Origin of the sequence: Flectobacillus sp. (genome assembly GCF_049240685.1) — a bacterium.
In the GTDB taxonomy this organism is placed as follows: Bacteria; Bacteroidota; Bacteroidia; order Cytophagales; family Spirosomataceae; genus Flectobacillus.
The window spans coordinates 1-19,228 of record NZ_JBMLSD010000003.1; the positions used below are offsets into that span (position 1 = coordinate 1).

At 36.9% G+C, this 19,228-nt stretch carries 17 protein-coding genes and 2 tRNA genes; 3 read left to right on the forward strand and 16 right to left on the reverse strand.

Features of this window, described 5'->3' with window-relative positions; translation table 11 throughout:
• Window positions 1-71: 71 nt before the first annotated feature.
• The 11 genes from ACOVQ4_RS00120 to ACOVQ4_RS00170 all read right to left on the reverse strand — a co-directional run bounded on the left by ACOVQ4_RS00120 (window position 72) and on the right by ACOVQ4_RS00170 (window position 13,635).
• Window positions 72-1,430: an aspartate kinase gene (locus ACOVQ4_RS00120; protein WP_421818651.1), complete on the reverse strand. Its 1,359-nt coding sequence runs from the start codon at window positions 1,428-1,430 to the stop codon at window positions 72-74.
• A 48-nt stretch (window positions 1,431-1,478) separates the two neighbouring features.
• Entirely contained in the window at window positions 1,479-2,417 is a 939-nt protein-coding gene (locus ACOVQ4_RS00125; protein WP_421818652.1) for a glycosyltransferase family 2 protein, read from the reverse strand.
• 17 nt (window positions 2,418-2,434) lie between these two features.
• The gene (locus ACOVQ4_RS00130) at window positions 2,435-4,096 is read right to left on the reverse strand and encodes a hypothetical protein (protein WP_421818653.1); all 1,662 of its coding nucleotides are present in this window, start codon (window positions 4,094-4,096) and stop codon (window positions 2,435-2,437) included.
• Between the two features lie 40 nt (window positions 4,097-4,136).
• Entirely contained in the window at window positions 4,137-4,613 is a 477-nt protein-coding gene (gene ribH / locus ACOVQ4_RS00135) for a 6,7-dimethyl-8-ribityllumazine synthase (protein WP_421818654.1), read from the reverse strand.
• A gap of 91 nt (window positions 4,614-4,704) precedes the next feature.
• A complete protein-coding gene (locus ACOVQ4_RS00140; RefSeq protein WP_421818655.1) occupies window positions 4,705-5,394 on the reverse strand; it encodes a tetratricopeptide repeat protein in 690 nt (229 codons plus the stop codon).
• Between the two features lie 320 nt (window positions 5,395-5,714).
• A complete protein-coding gene (locus tag ACOVQ4_RS00145) occupies window positions 5,715-7,103 on the reverse strand; it encodes a murein hydrolase activator EnvC family protein (protein ID WP_421818656.1) in 1,389 nt (462 codons plus the stop codon).
• A gap of 293 nt (window positions 7,104-7,396) precedes the next feature.
• A complete protein-coding gene (locus ACOVQ4_RS00150) occupies window positions 7,397-8,260 on the reverse strand; it encodes a DUF4292 domain-containing protein (protein WP_421818657.1) in 864 nt (287 codons plus the stop codon).
• A 57-nt stretch (window positions 8,261-8,317) separates the two neighbouring features.
• Complete coding sequence (locus ACOVQ4_RS00155) at window positions 8,318-10,069, reverse strand: tetratricopeptide repeat protein (protein WP_421818658.1); 1,752 nt, start codon at window positions 10,067-10,069, stop codon at window positions 8,318-8,320.
• Window positions 10,070-10,346: 277 nt separating this feature from the next.
• Window positions 10,347-10,979 carry an acetyltransferase gene (locus ACOVQ4_RS00160; protein ID WP_421818659.1) on the reverse strand — a complete coding sequence of 211 codons (633 nt, stop codon included), beginning with the start codon at window positions 10,977-10,979 and terminating at the stop codon, window positions 10,347-10,349.
• A 39-nt stretch (window positions 10,980-11,018) separates the two neighbouring features.
• On the reverse strand, window positions 11,019-12,239 hold the full coding sequence (locus tag ACOVQ4_RS00165; RefSeq protein WP_421818660.1) for a M14 family zinc carboxypeptidase: 1,221 nt from the start codon (window positions 12,237-12,239) through the stop codon (window positions 11,019-11,021).
• A 124-nt stretch (window positions 12,240-12,363) separates the two neighbouring features.
• Window positions 12,364-13,635, reverse strand: coding sequence for a voltage-gated chloride channel family protein (locus tag ACOVQ4_RS00170; protein WP_421818661.1), 1,272 nt, complete (start codon window positions 13,633-13,635; stop codon window positions 12,364-12,366).
• Window positions 13,636-13,765: 130 nt separating this feature from the next.
• Here ACOVQ4_RS00170 and ACOVQ4_RS00175 point away from each other — a divergent pair, with 130 nt between their 5' ends.
• The 3 genes from ACOVQ4_RS00175 (at window position 13,766) to ACOVQ4_RS00185 (ending at window position 16,154) form a co-directional block, all read left to right on the forward strand.
• Window positions 13,766-14,647 carry a helix-turn-helix domain-containing protein gene (locus ACOVQ4_RS00175; protein WP_421818662.1) on the forward strand — a complete coding sequence of 294 codons (882 nt, stop codon included), beginning with the start codon at window positions 13,766-13,768 and terminating at the stop codon, window positions 14,645-14,647.
• Window positions 14,648-14,768: 121 nt separating this feature from the next.
• Entirely contained in the window at window positions 14,769-15,296 is a 528-nt protein-coding gene (locus ACOVQ4_RS00180) for a YceI family protein (RefSeq protein WP_095160946.1), read from the forward strand.
• Window positions 15,297-15,431: 135 nt separating this feature from the next.
• A complete protein-coding gene (locus ACOVQ4_RS00185; RefSeq protein ID WP_421818663.1) occupies window positions 15,432-16,154 on the forward strand; it encodes a pirin family protein in 723 nt (240 codons plus the stop codon).
• Between the two features lie 121 nt (window positions 16,155-16,275).
• Here the strand turns inward: ACOVQ4_RS00185 and ACOVQ4_RS00190 are convergent, their stop codons facing one another.
• From ACOVQ4_RS00190 to ACOVQ4_RS00210, 5 genes are all read right to left on the reverse strand, one after another.
• Window positions 16,276-16,788: a KdsC family phosphatase gene (locus ACOVQ4_RS00190; RefSeq protein WP_095160944.1), complete on the reverse strand. Its 513-nt coding sequence runs from the start codon at window positions 16,786-16,788 to the stop codon at window positions 16,276-16,278.
• The gene (locus ACOVQ4_RS00195; RefSeq protein ID WP_421818664.1) at window positions 16,785-17,582 is read right to left on the reverse strand and encodes a Rossmann-like and DUF2520 domain-containing protein; all 798 of its coding nucleotides are present in this window, start codon (window positions 17,580-17,582) and stop codon (window positions 16,785-16,787) included. Before ACOVQ4_RS00195 ends, ACOVQ4_RS00190 begins: the two co-directional genes overlap by 4 nt.
• A gap of 296 nt (window positions 17,583-17,878) precedes the next feature.
• A tRNA-Leu gene (locus tag ACOVQ4_RS00200) sits at window positions 17,879-17,967 on the reverse strand.
• Window positions 17,968-18,025: 58 nt separating this feature from the next.
• A tRNA-Gly gene (locus ACOVQ4_RS00205) sits at window positions 18,026-18,101 on the reverse strand.
• Between the two features lie 170 nt (window positions 18,102-18,271).
• Complete coding sequence (locus ACOVQ4_RS00210) at window positions 18,272-19,144, reverse strand: UbiA family prenyltransferase (protein WP_421818665.1); 873 nt, start codon at window positions 19,142-19,144, stop codon at window positions 18,272-18,274.
• Between the last annotated feature and the right edge of the window lie 84 nt (window positions 19,145-19,228).

The window sequence follows — 19,228 nt, forward strand, 5'->3', positions numbered from 1 at the left end:
CAAAGATAAAAAAAATAGCCGTGCGTAAGCTTCTGACGACACGGCTATTAGTATTTATTGCTTTTTATCACTTAGGGCGCTGAGAAAATGCTTTTCATGGCATCTTCATATAAAAAACAACGCTCGTTTAGTGCATTTAGCGCTTCTGCCTTGTGCTTGCCGTGAATCAACAAGGAGATATTGTGCTCGGATGCACCGTAGGATATCATACGAATTGGGATGTTTTTCATGGCATCCAATACTTTCAAGGCAATACCTTCTTTGTCGGCCGAGAAGTTACCTACGATACAAACGATAGTTTGATCTTTGTCGCATTCTTCTAGGTCAGCAAATTGTCTTAATTCTGCCATGATTTCTTCCAAGTGTTCATCGTTGTCGATTGTTACCGATACCGATACCTCAGAAGTAGTAATCATATCCACTGGTGTTTTGTATTTCTCGAATACTTCAAATACTCTACGCAAGAAACCGTAAGCATTCAACATACGAGTAGAGTGGATATAAATAGCCGTAAGGTTATCTTTCGCTGCGATAGCTTTGATTTCACGGTCCGAAGTTTTGTCCGCAATCAAAGTACCGTAAGCTGAAGGTTCCATCGTATTTTTCAAACGAACAGGAACACCTTTCAACTTGGCAGGAGTAATTGTACTTGGGTGCAAAATTTTGGCACCAAAATAGGCTAATTCAGCTGCTTCTTCGAATGTCAACTCACGAATTGGGAATGTTTTTTTCACAATACGAGGGTCGTTGTTGTGCATACCGTCGATATCTGTCCAGATTTGAACTTCATCAGCTACGATAGCACCACCAATCAATGAAGCAGTATAATCAGAACCTCCACGCTTCAGGTTATCTACTTCGCCACGTGGGTTACGGCAGATAAAACCTTGCGTAATAAAGACCTGTTTATCCTCTAGTTGCGAAAGAATCGAGCTCAATTTTTCTTCTGTAAACTTCAATACAGGCTCATTATCTGCATCGATTAACATAAAATCTAAGGCAGGTAGCAGTACAGCGTTGACACCTTCTTCGCGCAAGTATGCTTCGAACATTTGAGTTGAAAGCAATTCACCTTCAGCAACGATTTCTTTTTCTTGTTTTACGCTAAAAGGTTTGATGCTTACCAACGAGCGAATAAATGAAAACTCTTTATCAATGATTGCTTTACCTTCTGCGTAACCAGCAGGAGTTTTGTAAAGTTCTTTGATAAATGTTTCATAATGAGCGTACAACTCTTCGATTTTTTGAGTTGCTTCGGCGTCGTTGTTTGCCTTTAATGATTCTCCAATCGAAATCAAGGCGTTTGTTGTTCCCGAAAGAGCTGACAATACCACGATTTTTCGGGTGCTATCTTCGGTAATCAAATTTCTAATCGAGTGCATTCGCTCGGGCTTCCCAACGGAAGTACCCCCAAATTTCCAAACTTGCATATTCAAAAGTAATTAGTAAAATTTAAGCGATTTTGGTCACTTAAAGGATTATTGATATTTTTTATCTACAATAGTTTCTCTAACGATAAATAGAGGTCTATTTTTTGATTGAAAAAAGACTCTCAGTACATACTCGCCGATGACCCCAAGCGCAAATAATTGTATTCCACTAAAGAAAATTATCATAAAAAGTAAGGAAGTAAACCCTTCTATAACTTCTTGAAAAAAGTACTTTTTTATAATAACAGCGAAAAAATAGAGCAATGATACCATTACACCAAAAGCTCCTAATCGGCTAACGAATTTAATTGGAAACTCACTAAAATTAAAAATACCATTATAAGCTAATCTTAATAATAACTTCAAAGAATATTTAGACTCACCCGCTTGTCGTTCTGCACGTTCATATTCAATACCAATTTGCTTAAAGCCAATCCAAGTACGCATTCCTCTCAGATAACGGCTTTCTTCAGGCATTTTATTCATGATATCCACGACTCTTCTGCTGATCATAGAAAAATCACCACTGTCTAATGGAATATCAATATAAGAGATACTCTTTAAAATTCGATAGAATAAAAAGTAGGCACTTTTTTTCAAAAAACCTTCCTTACGTTTTTTTCTGACCGCATAAATAACATCATAGCCTTTTGTGAGGTAATCATAAAACGATGTTAGCAACTCGGGTGGGTCTTGTAAATCGCCATCGATGACCATAATAGCTTCGGAGCCCCTTGCATGAGCCAAGCCAGCAGTAAGGGCTAATTGATGTCCATGATTTCGAGATAAAAACACACAATGATAACGTGCATCGGCTAAGGCGTTATCTCTCATCAATTGGGCTGTTAAATCTTTGCTGCCATCATCTACCAACACAACCTCTATGGTTAGCGAAGATGAATCCATCACTGCATTCAATCTGCTGATTAGATGAGGAAAACTCTCTTGCTCGTTATATAATGGAGCTACAATTGAAATTTGAGGCATTATAAGTCTTCAATAATTTAAAAATCTATATCTACTCTTTGATTAGTCTGGAAGACTTGTTCCTGACCTTGATTTTTGGTATATACTCCTATTTCGTAATTACCCTTTTGAATAAGCTTTGCAGGAATTATTGTTGTAAAACCAGCCGATGTCTTAAACGGGTTTCTACCCATATACGGATTGCTTTTAGTTGGTATCAGGTAGGTTCTTTCATTAGATTTTAGAAGTATATATGCTCCATTAAGCCCTTTTTGTGAACCTTCAAAAGAATTATTGGTAATACTCACTGTTGCAGGGGCTAGTTTTTTAATCTCAATAGGCATGATTTGACTTGTATTTTCAAAAGGTTTTAATACCAACGATTCGTTTAACCAAACAGGAAATTGAAAAACCTTTTTATTCATCAAAAAGCCTAGTACTTCTTCTGTTCTTTGGGCAAAAAGTGAATTTACCTCTGCCGCAAGACCAATTTGGTTATACTTTTGGTTGAAACCACATACCAATAGATTCTTTTTTCGATTACTTACTTCTGGCAAATATTTTGCATAAGAAACGACATTAAAAATGAGAGAAAAAAGCAAAATGCTATTTAATAACCTCGTCGTTGTTTTACCATAAAAACTTATCAATAAATAAAGTAAACTTAAAAATAAAGCTGGATAAATTTTGTAATTACCAACTAGCATAACAAAGTAGCCAAATCGTGGGCGAAGTAAAGCAATAATCCCTGCATTAAAAAGCACAAAAAGCAAACATCCAATGACAAACAAGGTGTCTCGCCCCTCTAGTTTAGTCCATTTTTGCATTGAATTTTCAAAAAATAACTTAAATATCAAGAAGGCTAAAATACTCACCGCTATAAAACCCATAAATGTTGGGATAATTGCTCTTTTAAAGATTTCTAGGTCTGGGGTAAAATCAAATCCTCCTCCCAAAAAAGTAAAAAAACCAAAAAAACTTTCTTCTGGATGTGCTTTCAGGTAGTCTAATCCAGCACCATTTGCGCTATTATCAAACCCATGAAAATAGAGTCCAATTGCTATTATCATAAAGGCTCCCCAAGCAAAAAGTAATTTAAAACGCTGTTGTAGTGCCAATAATATACCTCCTGCAAACCAAAATAATAAACCATTACTCATCGAAAAAGTAGCAACAAACATCGTAATGATGGCTCCACCAAAGGCTTTAGCATTATTTTTTGAGAGTAAGTATATCGTTAAAAAACCCCAAAATAGAACCGAAAGATGTTGCCATCCAGTTATTGCCCAGTTACTTGTAAGATGGTACTGTGGTTGCAACAAAAAAAGTAATACTGGTAAAAAGTAAATCGGAGCTAATTTTTGTCTTGTAAATGTTTTCCAGAAAAGAAAAACGATTCCCATTAATTGAATATTAGCTACTAAAATAATGGTACGGATATTCAATTTTCCTGTAAACTCATAACTGAGTACAGCAGCTAACCTTCCCAAAAACATCCGGTGTTCGTTATTAGGGCGAAACAGTAATGTTAACCTTTCTAGCCAATTATTGCTCTTCATCCAAATTGCTACCGTTTCAGGAAAGGCATCAATGTCATCAAACCAAGGGACATTTACAGCATATTGCCATAAAACTAGCCAGAATAAAACAATAGGAACTAGAATTATAAGATATAACCAGTTCGATTTACTTGTTAGCATATTCAAAAATCATTAAAAGTATAGAGTAGTGTGAAGCTTCTTAAAACTTCAACATTTTAACTGCAGTGATAGCTGCTTCATCGCCTTTATTACCATGAATACCACCCGCACGATCAAGGGCTTGCTGCTCGGTATTTGGCGTTAATACACCAAATACAACAGGTTTATCGTATTTCAAACTCACATTGGTTAATCCTTGAGCAACGGCATGATTGATGTAATCGTTGTGTTTAGTTTCGCCTTGAATTACACAACCAATACAAATAACGGCATCAATATCTTCTCGTTGTGCCATTTTTTGTGCTCCGTAACTCAATTCGTAACTTCCTGGTACGGTCACACGTAAGATGTTATCTTCTTTTGCGCCATAAGTTAAGAGAGTTTTATAAGCGCCATCTGCCAAGGCATTGGTAACTTCCTCGTTCCATTCAGCTACTACGATAGCGAATTTTTTATCTGTAATATCTGGTAAATTATCTGTTGAAAAAATACTGAGATTTTTGTGAGCCGATGACATTTTATGATTGTTTTGTAAAAGTTATAACAAAAAAGGGACAAGAACGCAAGCCCTTATCCCTTCTGATGTAATCAATATTTTGATTTATTTCTTATTCAGAGACAGAGCCTTCTAACACCGCCTTGTATTTCTTGGCGTTGATATATTCAGCTGACTCTGCGTACTTTTCTACGATTTCGTTATAAACATCCAAAGCTTCTTTGTTTTGCTTGTTTGCTTCGTAAGCAGCAGCCAACTTCATCAAGTAGGATGGAGTAAAGAATTTGTTTGCTTTATATTCAGAAGCTTTTTTATAGTAATCGATTGCTTCGCCAAAAGATTTTTTTTCTGCGTAAGCATCACCAATCAAAGAATATGCACGAGCTTGAACTAATAAGTCTGAGCTACTGAAAGCTTTTAGATGCTCGATAGCTGCATCGTATTTACCTTCTTTCAACTCTGCAGCACCTGCATAGAAGTTAGACAAGTTACCAGCATGGCCACCAAACTCATCTGCTAATTTTGCAAACTCTTGTGCTGCTACTTTATTAGAATCAGCCTCAAACTTATACACAGCATTGTACATTTTTGCTTGAGCTGCTTCATCTTGAGTTGCAACGTAGTATTTGTAACCGAAATAGCCAATCACCGCTACGATAATCGCACCAGCAACACCAGAAACCAGACCTTTATTTTTTTCTACGGCTTGTTGTACTTTTTCGATGTCGTGTCCTAATTCTTGCTTCAATCCTTCTGGACTTTCCAAAAATTCAAGGTTTTTGTTTTCTTCTTTTTTTGCCATTTGGGTTTTGTAATTATTCGTTTAGGGTTGTTTACCAAACTTGATGAAATGTATTAATAAACAACTTTCTCTGTAATTTTTATTTTGTTGGATAGATTAAGCACACTCAGCTTGGAAGTGCCTCTTTACCTTTCCAAATTTACTTTCATTTGCTAGTAAAAATTTGGACTGCAAAATTATGAATTCTATTGGAATTTTAAAGGTTTTTCTGTAATCTTTTGGGGTAAAGCCACAAAACCGCTTTTTTTTCGTCCTTAAATGCCTTTTTTTTTACAAAATTTTATAAAACTCCTTCTCTATGAGAGCATTATCATTACTCTTTATTTATTTCTTAGCCACAATTCCGGATTCTGTTTTGAGTTATTTTTCCAAACCTGAAATTTAATTTCTGAGGTACCATCGCCATCGGTTGCTACTTGACCAATTTTTTGGCTTGAAGATATACTTTGACCTTCGCGAACTACAACATTGGTTAGTTTTCCATACACCGTAAAATAATCACCATGCTGAATAGCCACGATAGTATTTACGCCTGGGATATTTACCACAGAGCGTACAATTCCATCGTATACGGCATATACCGAATTGCCCGAATTGGTCTGAATGTCTACGCCATCATTATTTAGCTTGACGCCTCTTAAAACAGGGTGATTATGAACCCCAAAACGGTCAGAAATAAAGCCACTCTGAACGGGCCAGGGCATTCTGCCTTTTAGTTGTGAAAAGGAGGTAGCCACTCTTCTTTCTTCTTCACTCAATTCGATGGTTTTGGGGCTTACTTTTTTGACAGATTCTGAACTATACTGCTGATTGTTTTTACTTTTGATTCTTTGTTGTGAACGCTTAATTTCTCTTTCTACCATCTGCGCAATCATGTTTTCAAGTTTTTCGACTGCTCTTTTATTGGCATCCAATTGTTCTTTAAGCTTTTGCTCTTTTTGACTTAGCTCAGCAACTACATCCGACTGCTTTATTTTTAGATCTTCTAATTTCTGTGTTTCTTGGATTTTCTCTTTCAGCACATTGGCTTGTTCTTGTTTCTTTTGCAGGATTTTTAGTTGTTCCAATCTCAGCTCCTCTCTAACACTTTCTATCAAGGCAGCTTGTCGTGTTCGTGATTCGGAATATTGGCGTAGATATTTGTATCGTTTTACAAGTTTATTGAAAGAAGGTGCCGAAAACAAGAAGCTCAACTGATTGTATTTGTTACTTACTTTTGCGGCATTGAATACCATCATTGCGTACTCCTGTTTGAGCTTTTCGAGATTCCCAGAAAGCTGTCCACTCTCGCGTGTGAGTTCGCTTACCTCAATATCCAAAAGCTCCTGATTTTCGGATAGCAGGTTTATTTGTTTACTTTGCTTATTGATTCTTTCTCCTAAAGCATTAAGTTTACCAACACTTACTTCTTTTTTTTGTTCGGTTTTGGCAATAATCGCGTTTAGTTCGTTGATTTTACGAAGATTCGCTTGCTTCTCGGCTTCTAATTTAGCTCGACTTATTTTCTTTCGCTTAGTATTTTGTGCGTAGGTAGGAGTGAGGTATAACCCCAAGAAAACAACAAACAGTCCTGTGAATAATCGTAGGGCTGCCTTCAAACGGTTGATATGTTGCACTTGTGCTATAATGGCTTTAGGTATTTGTTGGATTTTGAAAACTACATTACACAAGGCACGTTTCACACTATTGGCTAATAAGTTAGTGCGCAAAACAAAATTTAATTTTTGAGCTCTCAGCTTTGGGCATTTGGCAAAACATTTCTAACAGTTACTAAAAAACCATTTAACAGTCTTTGCCTTGTGGCTAAAATAAAAAACTTAAATCTAATTTTGTTCACTTACTTATTATAGTTTGAATAAATAGTGTTAGTGATTTGCGTAATCAAATAAGGAAGAATGAATGAGGGTAAAATCCATTCTTTTTGAAAAAAGTTTTACTTCTTCTATAAAAATGCAAGATAAGCTTTAAACCAAATATAGTTCAAAGCTTATCTTGTTTAGTTTTAGTTTTTCTTTAATAGTTTTTCAGGAACTTTGAATGGGAACTGCAATGCTTCTTCCAACAATTCGACTTTCGTATGTTTGATATTGATAACAGTTTGATAAATCTTTTGATCTTTTTCTGATTTATATTCGACAGTTATCAGATTTGAAAGTGGGAATAAGGTATTATTAAGGGCCGTAAAATCTGCAAAGTCCATCTCAAGCTTGGTGTTAGTTACATCTTGTGTTACTAACAGCTTTTTCAACTTTTTATCTTGACCAATATAGTTATCTATCTGAACTTTCCCTTCGTGTTGTTTGAGCAAGAAATATTCATTTTCTCGAATCACTCTTGATTTATTTTTTTTGAACGGGCGATTTCCAACAATTAATGCCTGAAGGATATCGAATGTTAGGTTAAACTTAAACTTTTCAGAAAAATGGTCATAACGATACTCATTATAAGACCCTTCATACTTATTATGAATCTTTACCGAATCTTTTGTAAAAACCGCTGTTGCAATCGATACAGGAAGCCCAGGTACAGATACATTCAACCAAATTATACTATCCTTTTTGGCCCGAATATCCATATTAACCGTTTGATTAACCTCTGCGCTTTTGATGGCTACTTTGGCTTTTCCCTTCAAGTACTTGAAATCAACCTCATCAACACTGATTTTTTCTGGGTCTATGTCATCCGTTTTTATGGGTGCTTCCACCTTTTTTGGGATAGAGTCACTCTTGCTTGGGACGACCGAAGTTTTATTATTTAATGTGTCTGTGGTTGTTGATACAAGGTCTGGAGATTTATTAATCGCTGGTTTCTTACACGATGCAATACCCAACATCAATGCGGCACCTCCAATGAGTAATTTATTCATTTGTCTGTTATCAATAAAGCAATTAAACCTATGGTTTTGAGTATGCTTGTTGTGAGTTTATTCTATAAGTTTTTGTTGACTGATTTTCTGATCTAAGTTATGGCTTGTTCCGCCAATAGTTTTAGCTTTTTTCCATTGCTCGACCGCTTTCGCAACATCGCCTAACTGATACAATACGTCGCCATAATGTTCGACAATTGTACCGCTTTTATTAATGTTGTTTTCTACTGCCTTTTCGAGATAAATTTTTGCTTTGGCAAAGTCTTTCATTTCGTACAATACCCAAGCGTAGGTATCCAAATAGGTTCCATTGTTTGGGTGACGTTCTACGAGTCTATTGGCCATTTGTGCGGCCTTTTCGAGTTTTACTTTTCTTAAAGACAAGAAATAGCTGTAGTTGTTGAGCACATGGTCATTGTCAGGATCTTCTTTCAAAGCAGCTTCATAAGCCTCATCCGATTTTTCATGTTTGCCGATACTATTGTAGGTATCGCCTAATTGTGCAAAAATATGCTGAGCCAACTCATATCCTTCTGGAGCCAATCGCTTGGCTTCTTCTAGCGCTTCAATGGCTTTTTCGTTGTTGCGTTTACGATAATGAGCAGAGCCATTGAGGTACCAAAAAACTGATTGATTGGGAAAAACTTCAATCGCTTGTTCCGAATGCACGATGGCACTATCTATTTGATTCAAATCAAAGTCAAGTTGAATAATTCGTCCCCATACTTCATTAACCGATGGGTCGAGGTGTGCAGCTTTTACGTATTCGTTACGTGCTTCGGCAACTTCGCCCTTTTGAAACAACAAATCTCCATAAATCGCATGGGATTTGGGGTCTTTAGGATTTGCTACGATTAATGATTTGACCAAATTAAATGCCATTTGTTTTGACTTTTCGTCTTTCATCATCGATACATAGCTCATTAAGATTCGAGCTTTGGTATTGACATCTAGGTTTGGATCTGCAAATGCTAATTCTAATTCCTTGTTACATTTTTCGATGTCTCCCTTTTCTTGATACAATTGCGCTAACATCACATGTGCTTGCGCATTACCAGGGTTCATTTTAAGAATTTTTTCTAAATATGGAATCGCTTGTTCGTTTCTTTTTTGAGAAATTAACAATTCTGCCTGATCCACAATGTAATCTATCTCCTCTGGGTCGGAGGCTATCAATTTTTCACCCTCTTTTATTGCATCTTCTACTTTCCCTAATTTTAGCAAAACTGCTTGTTTCTGTCGAGAAAGCTCTTCATTAATCCCCAATACCTTTTCTGCTTTGTCAAATGCCTTCACAGCATCATCTAAGCGGTTATCAAAAATAAATATTGCACCTTGCTGTAGGTAGTACTCTGGGTTATTTGGGTACAGCCCTACTAATTTTTGATAAACCGCTTCGGCTTCGGAAAGCTGCTTATTTTTTACATATAAATCTGCGAGTAACTCATGGTAACTTGCGTTGTTAGGATCTATCTCAATAGCTTTTCGGACATAACCAATCGCCTTTGCTTCTTCATTCATTTTAAGATATACTTTTCCCAAAGTATAAAGAACTCCACTATTTTTGGGGGTTATTGATAAAGCTTTTTCTAATGGTACAATCGCTTTGTCGTAATCTTCCATCATAAAATACTTCATCCCATCAGTAAAATGCCCCTCTGCCTCCAATTGTTGGGCAGGGGTAATTTCTATCTTTTTGGTAGAGGCTTCTTTTTTTTGAGCAAATCCTATCTGATGGCTCATGACAAGCACAGCCCCAACAAGGATCGTATTTCTTAGCGTAACATTCATATTGATTGGGTAGTACATTCGGTGGTTCTGTGGTGACAAATGAAGCACAACAGGGATTCTTTTTCAAAGTTACTAAAATAATTTTCAAGTCCTTGAAATCAAAGCAATTCGCTAAATCATTCGGTATTTTATGGCTTTAGACTTGTTACCTATTGGCTTCTCTTTTGCTATAAAATTATCTGACTATAGTTTAGGGCAATAACGTAGAATGACAAATATCTGGTATAAAAACGTTTGGCTTTGAGTAATCGGTTTTCACTTTAGACAACTCCAATACTCAAAGCCAATCATTTATTTATACTTTTTTTGCAGGATTACCAAACACTGTTTCTTTAGCTTTTACGTCCTCAATTACGACAGAACCAGCGCCAATTCTAGCACTTTTACCAATCTTTACGCCACCAACAATGGTTACGCCTGTACCAATAAAAGCGTTGTCTTCGATGACTGCTCCTGCGCCTATGACTGTTCCTGCGCCAATTTGAACAAAATCGCCCACCTTTGCATCAACATCTATTAGTACTCTACTGTGTAAAATATTATGATTCCCAATTTCGGCTCTTGGGTTGATAATTGCACCTGCTGCAATCAAATTACCATGACCAATTGATGCCGTTGAAGCAATAATAGACTGGTCATGAATGGCATTGACAGGCTGTACTTTGCGCACGTCATGCAGCATTTCTACGATGTTTTTGCGCACCTTTGTTTCGTCAATTGCTACAAAAGCTTCACATTTTTTACCAATCAATTTGGTGGATCCCTCATCGTCGGGCGACCCTAATACGGTAATATCATCTATTTCGGTATTGTGTAGCTTTTCGTTATCGTCCAAAAAAGCATATACTACGACATTGTTTCTTTTAAAAATATCAAGTGCCACTGCGCCCAAGCCGCTTGCACCAATAATAATTACTGGATTTTCCATTTGTTTGATTGAATTAGACTGTCTTTAGACTTCGGGAGCTTATTGAATCACTCCATTTTTTATCACATATTTTACTTCGTCATTTTTCAACAAAGTAAAATCGGCTTTCATTCCTAAACTAATTTCTTTTTTTGCTTGTATTGTCAATCCTTTTCCATCGATTTCATCTGTTCCAAAAAAGACCGACATATCTCCAATTTCCTCGACGGTGCTTGTATTGACAAAACCATCACCTCCACTAACAGGTTCTTCGTTACGATTGATGGCAATATCTGCGACATAACTTATATTGCCCTTTTGAATAGTTACATTTCTGATGATTAAATCAAAAATCGCCTTCCCATTTACGGGCAAAGCATCGTAAGTCTCAGTAGTTTCGTTGACGTATGACTTTGTAGCAACTGAGTTCAAGGCCGATAAAATCGAGATATAATTTAGCTTACGAATATATTGTTTTTCAGGATCGTTTTTAAACCCTCCAGATTCGATAAGGATGAGCGAAGTTCCCCATTTTTGTATATTATCACCAAAAGCTCTTGGTTCAAAATCTGACGGCCATTTGCCCACACAATTGGGTAAATACTGTTGCAAACCACGATTCATCTGCACAATTACTTGCATAGCCTTTTTGCGAACATCGTTTACTTCTTGAGCCTCGTTGTAAGCCGTTGCCAAAAAGGACATCGTTGCCAAATTGCCCGTCTGACCAGCCGAATACCTGCGGTCTTTGTCATGAAGGTTAAAACCAAAATCAGGTTTTAAGGTTTTGACTAAATTTTTCAGTAAACGACCTTCAGGGGTTTGTAAAGCCAAAGCATCACGGTTCATATCTATACCCAAAGCGGTGTATCTCGACCATGCCTCAGCACCGTCAGGATTGAGCATTGGCACAAAATAAAAAGTACATTTTTCGAGTAATGTCTTTTTAAAATCTGAATATGCGGGAGTATCCTTTCCTAAAAAATTGAAAATATCCATCAAGGCCATCGTAGCAGTAGCTTCATTGCCGTGCATCTGCGACCATAAAAGCACTTTGGTTGGGCCATTTCCTACTTTAACTTGATAAATAGCTCGTCCTTCGGTTGATTTTTCAGCAATTTGGACATCAAACAAAGGATTAGACTTTAGTTTTTCTAATAAATTTACCAAAGTTGCATGCCCAAAACGACGTTTGGTAATTGCTTTTTCTTGAAACTGCTCATAAGAATCAAACAGATTTTTCTGTAATTCTTGTGCATTTATCTGGGTAAGTTGTGTCATTAAAATAATTACCAGTATTAAAAAATTTCGCATGAGACGATGGAGGAACAAAAGGGGTTTCATCTAAATTTACCCATTTATTCTCTGAACCAAAACATCTCTGATAAAATCACTTTAGTATTTCTCAAAAAAACTCATTAATTTCTTTCATGGGGGCCTTATTTCCTCCAACAATCTGAGAAGCATAAATACCCACATGTCCAGAAAATAAATACGCTGTAATACATGCAATAGCCATAAATACAGCCGATTCGGCGCCAAAAAGTTCGATACCCATGAGTGTACACGCCAATGGCGTATTAGATGCGCCCGAAAATACGCCTACAAAACCCATTGCCGCCAACAAACTCAAAGGTAAAGGAATTATCGTAGAAAGTGTATTTCCTAAAGTTGCCCCTATATAAAACAAAGGCGTTACTTCGCCACCTTTAAATCCCGAACCTAGCGTAAGAGAAGTAAAAAAAGTTTTTCCCAAAAAATCATACCAATTGACGGTCTTTTGAAATGCTTCTACAATCACAGGAACTCCCAGACCGCTATATCGCTCTGCTTTGAAACCAATCAAAAGAATCGCCACCAGCACACCTCCAATTACAGCACGAAGGGGAGGATAGGATACTTTTTGCTTGAAAAAATTCCCCCAAGCATGTGTCATTTGGGCAAATATCAAACCCATTAGTCCAAAAATCGCTCCTGCCAACATTGCCCATACGAGTGAGGTCGGTATCAAAGGCGTTTGTTCGCTCACGACATAATGTGTATGCCCCACATGCCAAACCGACTGACAAACATAATCTGCTACAATTGCACCCAACAAACTTGGGAAAATAGCCTCGTAGCGCATTTTACCAATAATGGCTACTTCCAAGGCAAAGACGGTTCCTGCCAAGGGCGTTCCAAATACCGAGGCAAAACCCGCACTAATGCCCACAATGAGTATGATTTTTCTATCAAAATGAGCAGTATCTCTTTTAAAACCAAGTTTTTCTATCAGTTTAGAGCCCCACAAATACAAGTTATCCGCCAATGCTCCGCCCATTTGGACAGCGGTACCTTCACGCCCTGCCGACCCTCCAAATAGATGCGTGATAACGGTTGTGACCAGTATTAAAGGCATCATGAGTAAAGGAATCGCTTGAGTTGATTTTTGTAATTCTTCGATTAATTGATTATTCCCTTTGGCAACCGAAGCTCCCCAATAATGATAAAGTCCACCTACAACCAAACCAGCCAATGGCAATAGCCAGATAAGCCATGTATGGCTTTCACGATAATGCGTAGCCCAATCCAATGCAACCAGAAAAAAAGCAGATGCACTCCCTACAACAAAACCGACCACGACACATATCAATAGCCACTTGATGACAAACTGAAGCGAAACAAGTTGTAAATTCATATTGCAAAGTTAAGTTGTTGATTTAAAACAGCCAATTTTCCCCATTTCTGACTTGGTTTAGTATATTTGAATATCTATGCCACTCTAATAAAGAAGAAAACGCACAGCATAATATAACTTTTTAATTTCTATGAAAACACTTCGACTTGAAGAGGTGACTCCTTCTAAACTTCATTTTGAACTCAATACCATGCAGTGGCTAGAAGAACACCGTTCTGAGCAGTCCAACGAAATGCACAAGCACGATTACTATGTGATTATTTGGGTAAAAGAAGGTACAGGAACACATACCGTTGATTTCCAAAAATTCGATTTACATCCTCAAACTTTTTGGTTTCTTTCTCCAGGTCAAGCGCACGCTTTTCATTTTCAATCGCCTCCTAGTGGTTATGTCATTTCGTTTGATAGTGATTTTTTCTTTACTTATGAAAATAATAGAGAATTCCTGATTGACACTGGGCTTTTCCACAATACTTTTCAGTTTAAGCCTTTTACATTAGATAACTCTCTTTCTTTTGGTTTAGAAAACATCCTTCAAAACATTCAGGCTGAATACCAAAATCGTGATGGCATTTATCAAGAAGATATGCTAAGAAGCTTGATCAAAATGTTTCTGATACAATGTGCACGATTATTTTCGAGTCAATTAGCTCCGACACACGACGAATCTTCAAAATCTGTTTGTTTAGTCAGACGATTTCAGGATTTGGTAGAACTTCGTTTTAGTCAAAAAAACAAAGTTGCTGATTACGCCGACCAATTGAGTGTTACACCAAGCCATTTGAATGATACTGTCAAAAAAGTGACGGGACAACCAGCCTCCGAACATATCAAGCAACGTGTGATTCTGGAAATTAAACGTAAAGCCAATTTTGGGATGGTATCAGCCAAAGAAATTGCCTTTGATTTGGGCTTCGAAGATGAAGCACACTTTTCTAAATACTTCAAAAACTATACAGGACAAACCTTTTCTGAGTACAAAAAACAGCTTGCCAGCCACTCAAAACGCTAATTTTTTTGATAATCCGTAAAATCGACAAGTTTATCCGTAAATTATATATCATAACATTTAATGTATATACATATATTTGCATTATCAAATTAAAACAAACAACATTTAAACATACAAAGTCATGGCAACTAACACTTGGGCAATCGACCCTTCACACTCAGAAATCCAGTTCAAAGTAAAACACTTAGTAATCACTACTGTAACAGGTCATTTTGAAGAATTTTCAGGTGCAGTAGAAGCAGAAGAAGGATTTGAAAATGCAAGCATTTCATTCGAAGCTAATACAGCCTCTATCAATACAAAAAGCGAACAACGTGACGGTCACTTAAAAAGCGCTGACTTTTTCGATGTTGAGCAATTCCCAACTTTATCATTCAAATCTACTTCATTTGTAAAAGATGGTAGCGATTTTGAATTGAAAGGTGATTTGACTATCAAAGGAGTAACACTTCCTGTTACCTTGGATGTTGACTTCGAAGGTGTTGCTACTGACCCTTGGGGTAATGTAAAAGCAGGTTTTGAAGTAACAGGTAAAATCAACCGTAAAGATTTCGGTTTGACTTGGAACGCTATTACTGAAGCTGGTAGTGCATTGGTAAGTGAAGAAGTAAAATTAGTAGCTAACATTCAGTTGGTGAAACAAGCGTAATATAGACAAAGAGAGGTTTGAGCTTTTGGTTTTCTATCTCTCTAGGTAATACATTTTATCAATTAGGTTTTCAGCATACTTTCTTGTTTTACAAAAACACTACGCTGAAAACCTATACCAAGAAAGGAGTTTCTGATGAAACCGCTTAAAAAAACCCTCCATCTTGCAGACACGAGAGGAAAAGCCGATCATGGTTGGCTCAAAGCAAAACATACCTTTTCGTTCTCAAACTATCATGACCCTTCTCGCGTCCATTTTGGAGCCTTGCGAGTACTAAACGATGATTATATCGCAGGAGGAATGGGCTTTGGAATGCACCCACACGATAACATGGAAATCATCACGATTCCAACTAGTGGGGTAGTGGCACATAAAGATAGCTTTGGTAATTATGGAACTATAACGGCGGGCGAAATTCAAGTAATGAGTGCCGGAACGGGTATTTATCATTCAGAGTTCAACCATCAACAAAACGAGCCTTTGACTTTATTTCAGATTTGGTTATTTCCTAATCAAGAAAATGTCAAACCTCGTTATGCTCAACAATCTTTTGATGTAGCGGCTCGTCACAATCGTTTTCAAACGGTAGTGACCCCAGCCAACGACCAACAAGAGGACGCTCTTTGGATTTACCAAGATGCTTATTTTAGCATTGGTAATTTTGAAGCAGGGCAAGATTTTTCTTATCAAATAAAACGTCCAGGCAATGGCTTATATGTATTTGTGATAGAAGGAGAAGTGCAAGTTGCCGACGAAAATTTGAAGTCAAGAGATGGATTGGGATTGGAAAACCTCCAAGAAGCACATTTCAAAACCACCACGGGAGTAGAGTTGTTGCTGATGGAAGTTCCAGAATAGCTTATGGCTCGGAGCCGTCAGCTTTTAGTTTAGTTTTTTATCCATTCATGGATTTGTGATAAATTAAAAAGCCTTAGTTTTTTGACATACTAAGGCTTTTTTGTTTTACTATTGTTTTATCTTAAAATACCAGCCACTTTTCTTGTGCTCGCATCACTTGCTCTATAATGTCACGCACAGCACCACGACCACCATTATGAGGTGAAACATATTGAGAAACGCCCAAAATCTCTTCGCAAGCGTCTGCTGGACAAGTAGCATATAGGTTTTCTCTTGACATTACCTGATAATCGGGAATATCATCGCCCATATATAAAATCTCATCTTCCGAAATCCCAGAATCTTCGAGCCATTGTGTGTAAATTTCTAGTTTACTTTTTCCTCCCGAACCCATGAATACATCTTGGATTTTGAGATTTTGTAATCTTTTACGCACACCCTCGTGTTTGCCACCTGTAATCACACAGATATGATAACCAGCCTGAATAGCTCTTTCCAACGCATAGCCATCACGGATGTAAAAAGTACGGTAATGTTCTCCTGTTTCTAGCACATGAACAGAACCGTCGGTCATTACGCCATCTATATCGAATACGAATGTGGTTATTTTTTGTAATTTTTGAGCGTCAATCATATTGTATTTTTATCAATAATATCTTCAGTAATACTTTCGTAAATCTTTTTATAACCTGTATTGTTTTTCAAAGCCCCTATTTGTCGCTGTATAATCTTCTGGTCGTTTCGTCTTGCAGGCCCTGTTTGTACGGCAAAGATATCTTCCGACTCCAAAGCTTTTCTCAAGGTTTCTTTGATGAGAGGTTCTAATAATTTAAACTCTAAATCATTTTTTTTCATCAAATCCTGTGCAATTCCCCAGAGGTGATTGGTGAAGTTACAAGCGTAAACGGCAGCTAAATGTATACTCTTTCTCTCCTCCGAATTTACGGCATAAGTAACGTCAGAAATAGACTGCGCAAGAGTTATCAACAAGTTTTCCACATCTAAATTGCTGGATTCCAAGCATATAGGAATTTCCGAAAAATTCACGTGGAACATTTTTGTAAAAGTTTGCAGAGGATAAAACACACCTGTACGTATAGTCTCATCCAGATATACGTCTACCAACTCTTGTAATTCATTAAGTGTTTTTGAGCCAGAAGTATGCACCAAAATAGCACTAGATGGGAGTGATAAATTACGAATAACTTCCTCCATTGCATCATCTGATACACAAAGGAAGAATATCTCAGAATTAGAATTTGTAAAATCTAATCCCCGTTGAACTTGCGCATTATAAAGCTGCTGTGTAAGTGCACGGGCATTGGATGGGTTTCTACTATAAACTCCCTCAATATCGTAATTAGCTGTTTCGAGTGCTTGAGAAAGGTGCCAAGCCACATTGCCAGCCCCAATGAATGATATTTTCACTTGCTTGTAAAGAATAAATGATTAATTGTATCTAACAAAGATAAGGCTATTCATTAGAATTTTATGATAAACAAGTTATGGAATGGTAATTTGTCGAAGTAAGTACGAATGAATATCTATCAGAAAAACAAATGAAAATCTAAAAGCAGATACAAGGCTGTAAGTTTTGATTCGACAATTTTTTTTTGAATAAAAACTTTTACAAAAAACTAGAAGGAAAGATTTTGAAAAAACTGAGGATGCAAAGCTCTTAAATAAAAAAGAGAGTAATCAATGCTGATTACTCTCTTAAGAAGTGGTACCGGGGACGGGAATCGAACCCGTACGAGCGTTGCGGCTCACAGGATTTTAAGTCCTGCGTGTCTACCAGTTCCACCACCCTGGCTTCAGTCAATTTTCACCGACCTACTAAACTTAAAAAGCACCAGATTGGTGCTTCAAAGTGGAGCGAAAGACGGGGTTCGAACCCGCGACCTCAACCTTGGCAAGGTTGCGCTCTACCAGCTGAGCTACTTTCGCATTTTCTTTTGTTGTCAGCGTTACTTTGTCGCTGAATTGTGATGCAAAATTAGGGGGTAGAATTTTACTATGCAAGTGTTTGATGAAAAAAAATTTAACTTTTTTTTAAATTATTTGATAATGTTTCCGTAATTTACTGATTATCATTTTCTTGTAAAAACACTAATTTCTTAACTTTTTTTCAGAAAAATCAGGATAAAAAAGGCATTCAAGCAAATTCCACCCAAAAAATTCAAAATCATCGTATTTTTAAAGTTTGCGAATGTTTCATTTTTTAGAACTTTAATAAACCATAAGTTGAAAAAAAGTAAAACTGGAGATAAAATCAGTAGGTAAATAAGAAAAATAGGAAGCCCCATCATCATTTTTCCCGCAAAAAAGAAATAAAAGCCAACAGTAACTAAAGAGAAAATCCCTGCCGTGAACAAAAATGTTCCTCTAATTCCTAAAAGTCTACTGATAGTTAAATCGCCACGTTTGGCGTCTTCTTCATGCTGATACACTTGTGTCATCGGATAAAAACCCAAAAGATTACAAGTACTCAAGACTGCTGGTAAAAGGTTATTTGAAGAAAATAATTCCGACCAAGTCAATTGTCCCGCTGATTGTAATACTAACAAATAGGTAAATCCTCCTTGAAACACACCGACAGTTAGCCAGCTAATGATTGGATATTTTTTTAAACGAACTTTATCATAAGAATAAGCTTTTGATACGGTACTGTATAAAAACAAACCCAACGACAAAATCCAAGAATCGAAAATCCAAGCTAGAATAATGGCTGCAATATCAAGACTCCAAGCCGTATAATACAAGTCCTTGGTTACGGGTGGGGGATTCTCTAAACCACCAATGGAAGACTCGTCTTTGTCATAAAAGCTATTGTAGGCGTTTGAGGCAGGATATATCAGTAAATGTAAAAGGATAAAGACTAAAATGGCTTTATCGGTATGTAGAGTAGATGATTGGCTAAGCGCAAACCAATAAACTGGCATTAAAAAAAAAGAAAAGGGGATTCTCAAATGCAGTAAAGTACTTTTCATGAGCTTGAAGGTTAAATTAATGTTTGTTGAACCTGCCTCTTTGAAGCAGATTCAATGTGATAGATTCAAAACCTTCAAACTCAA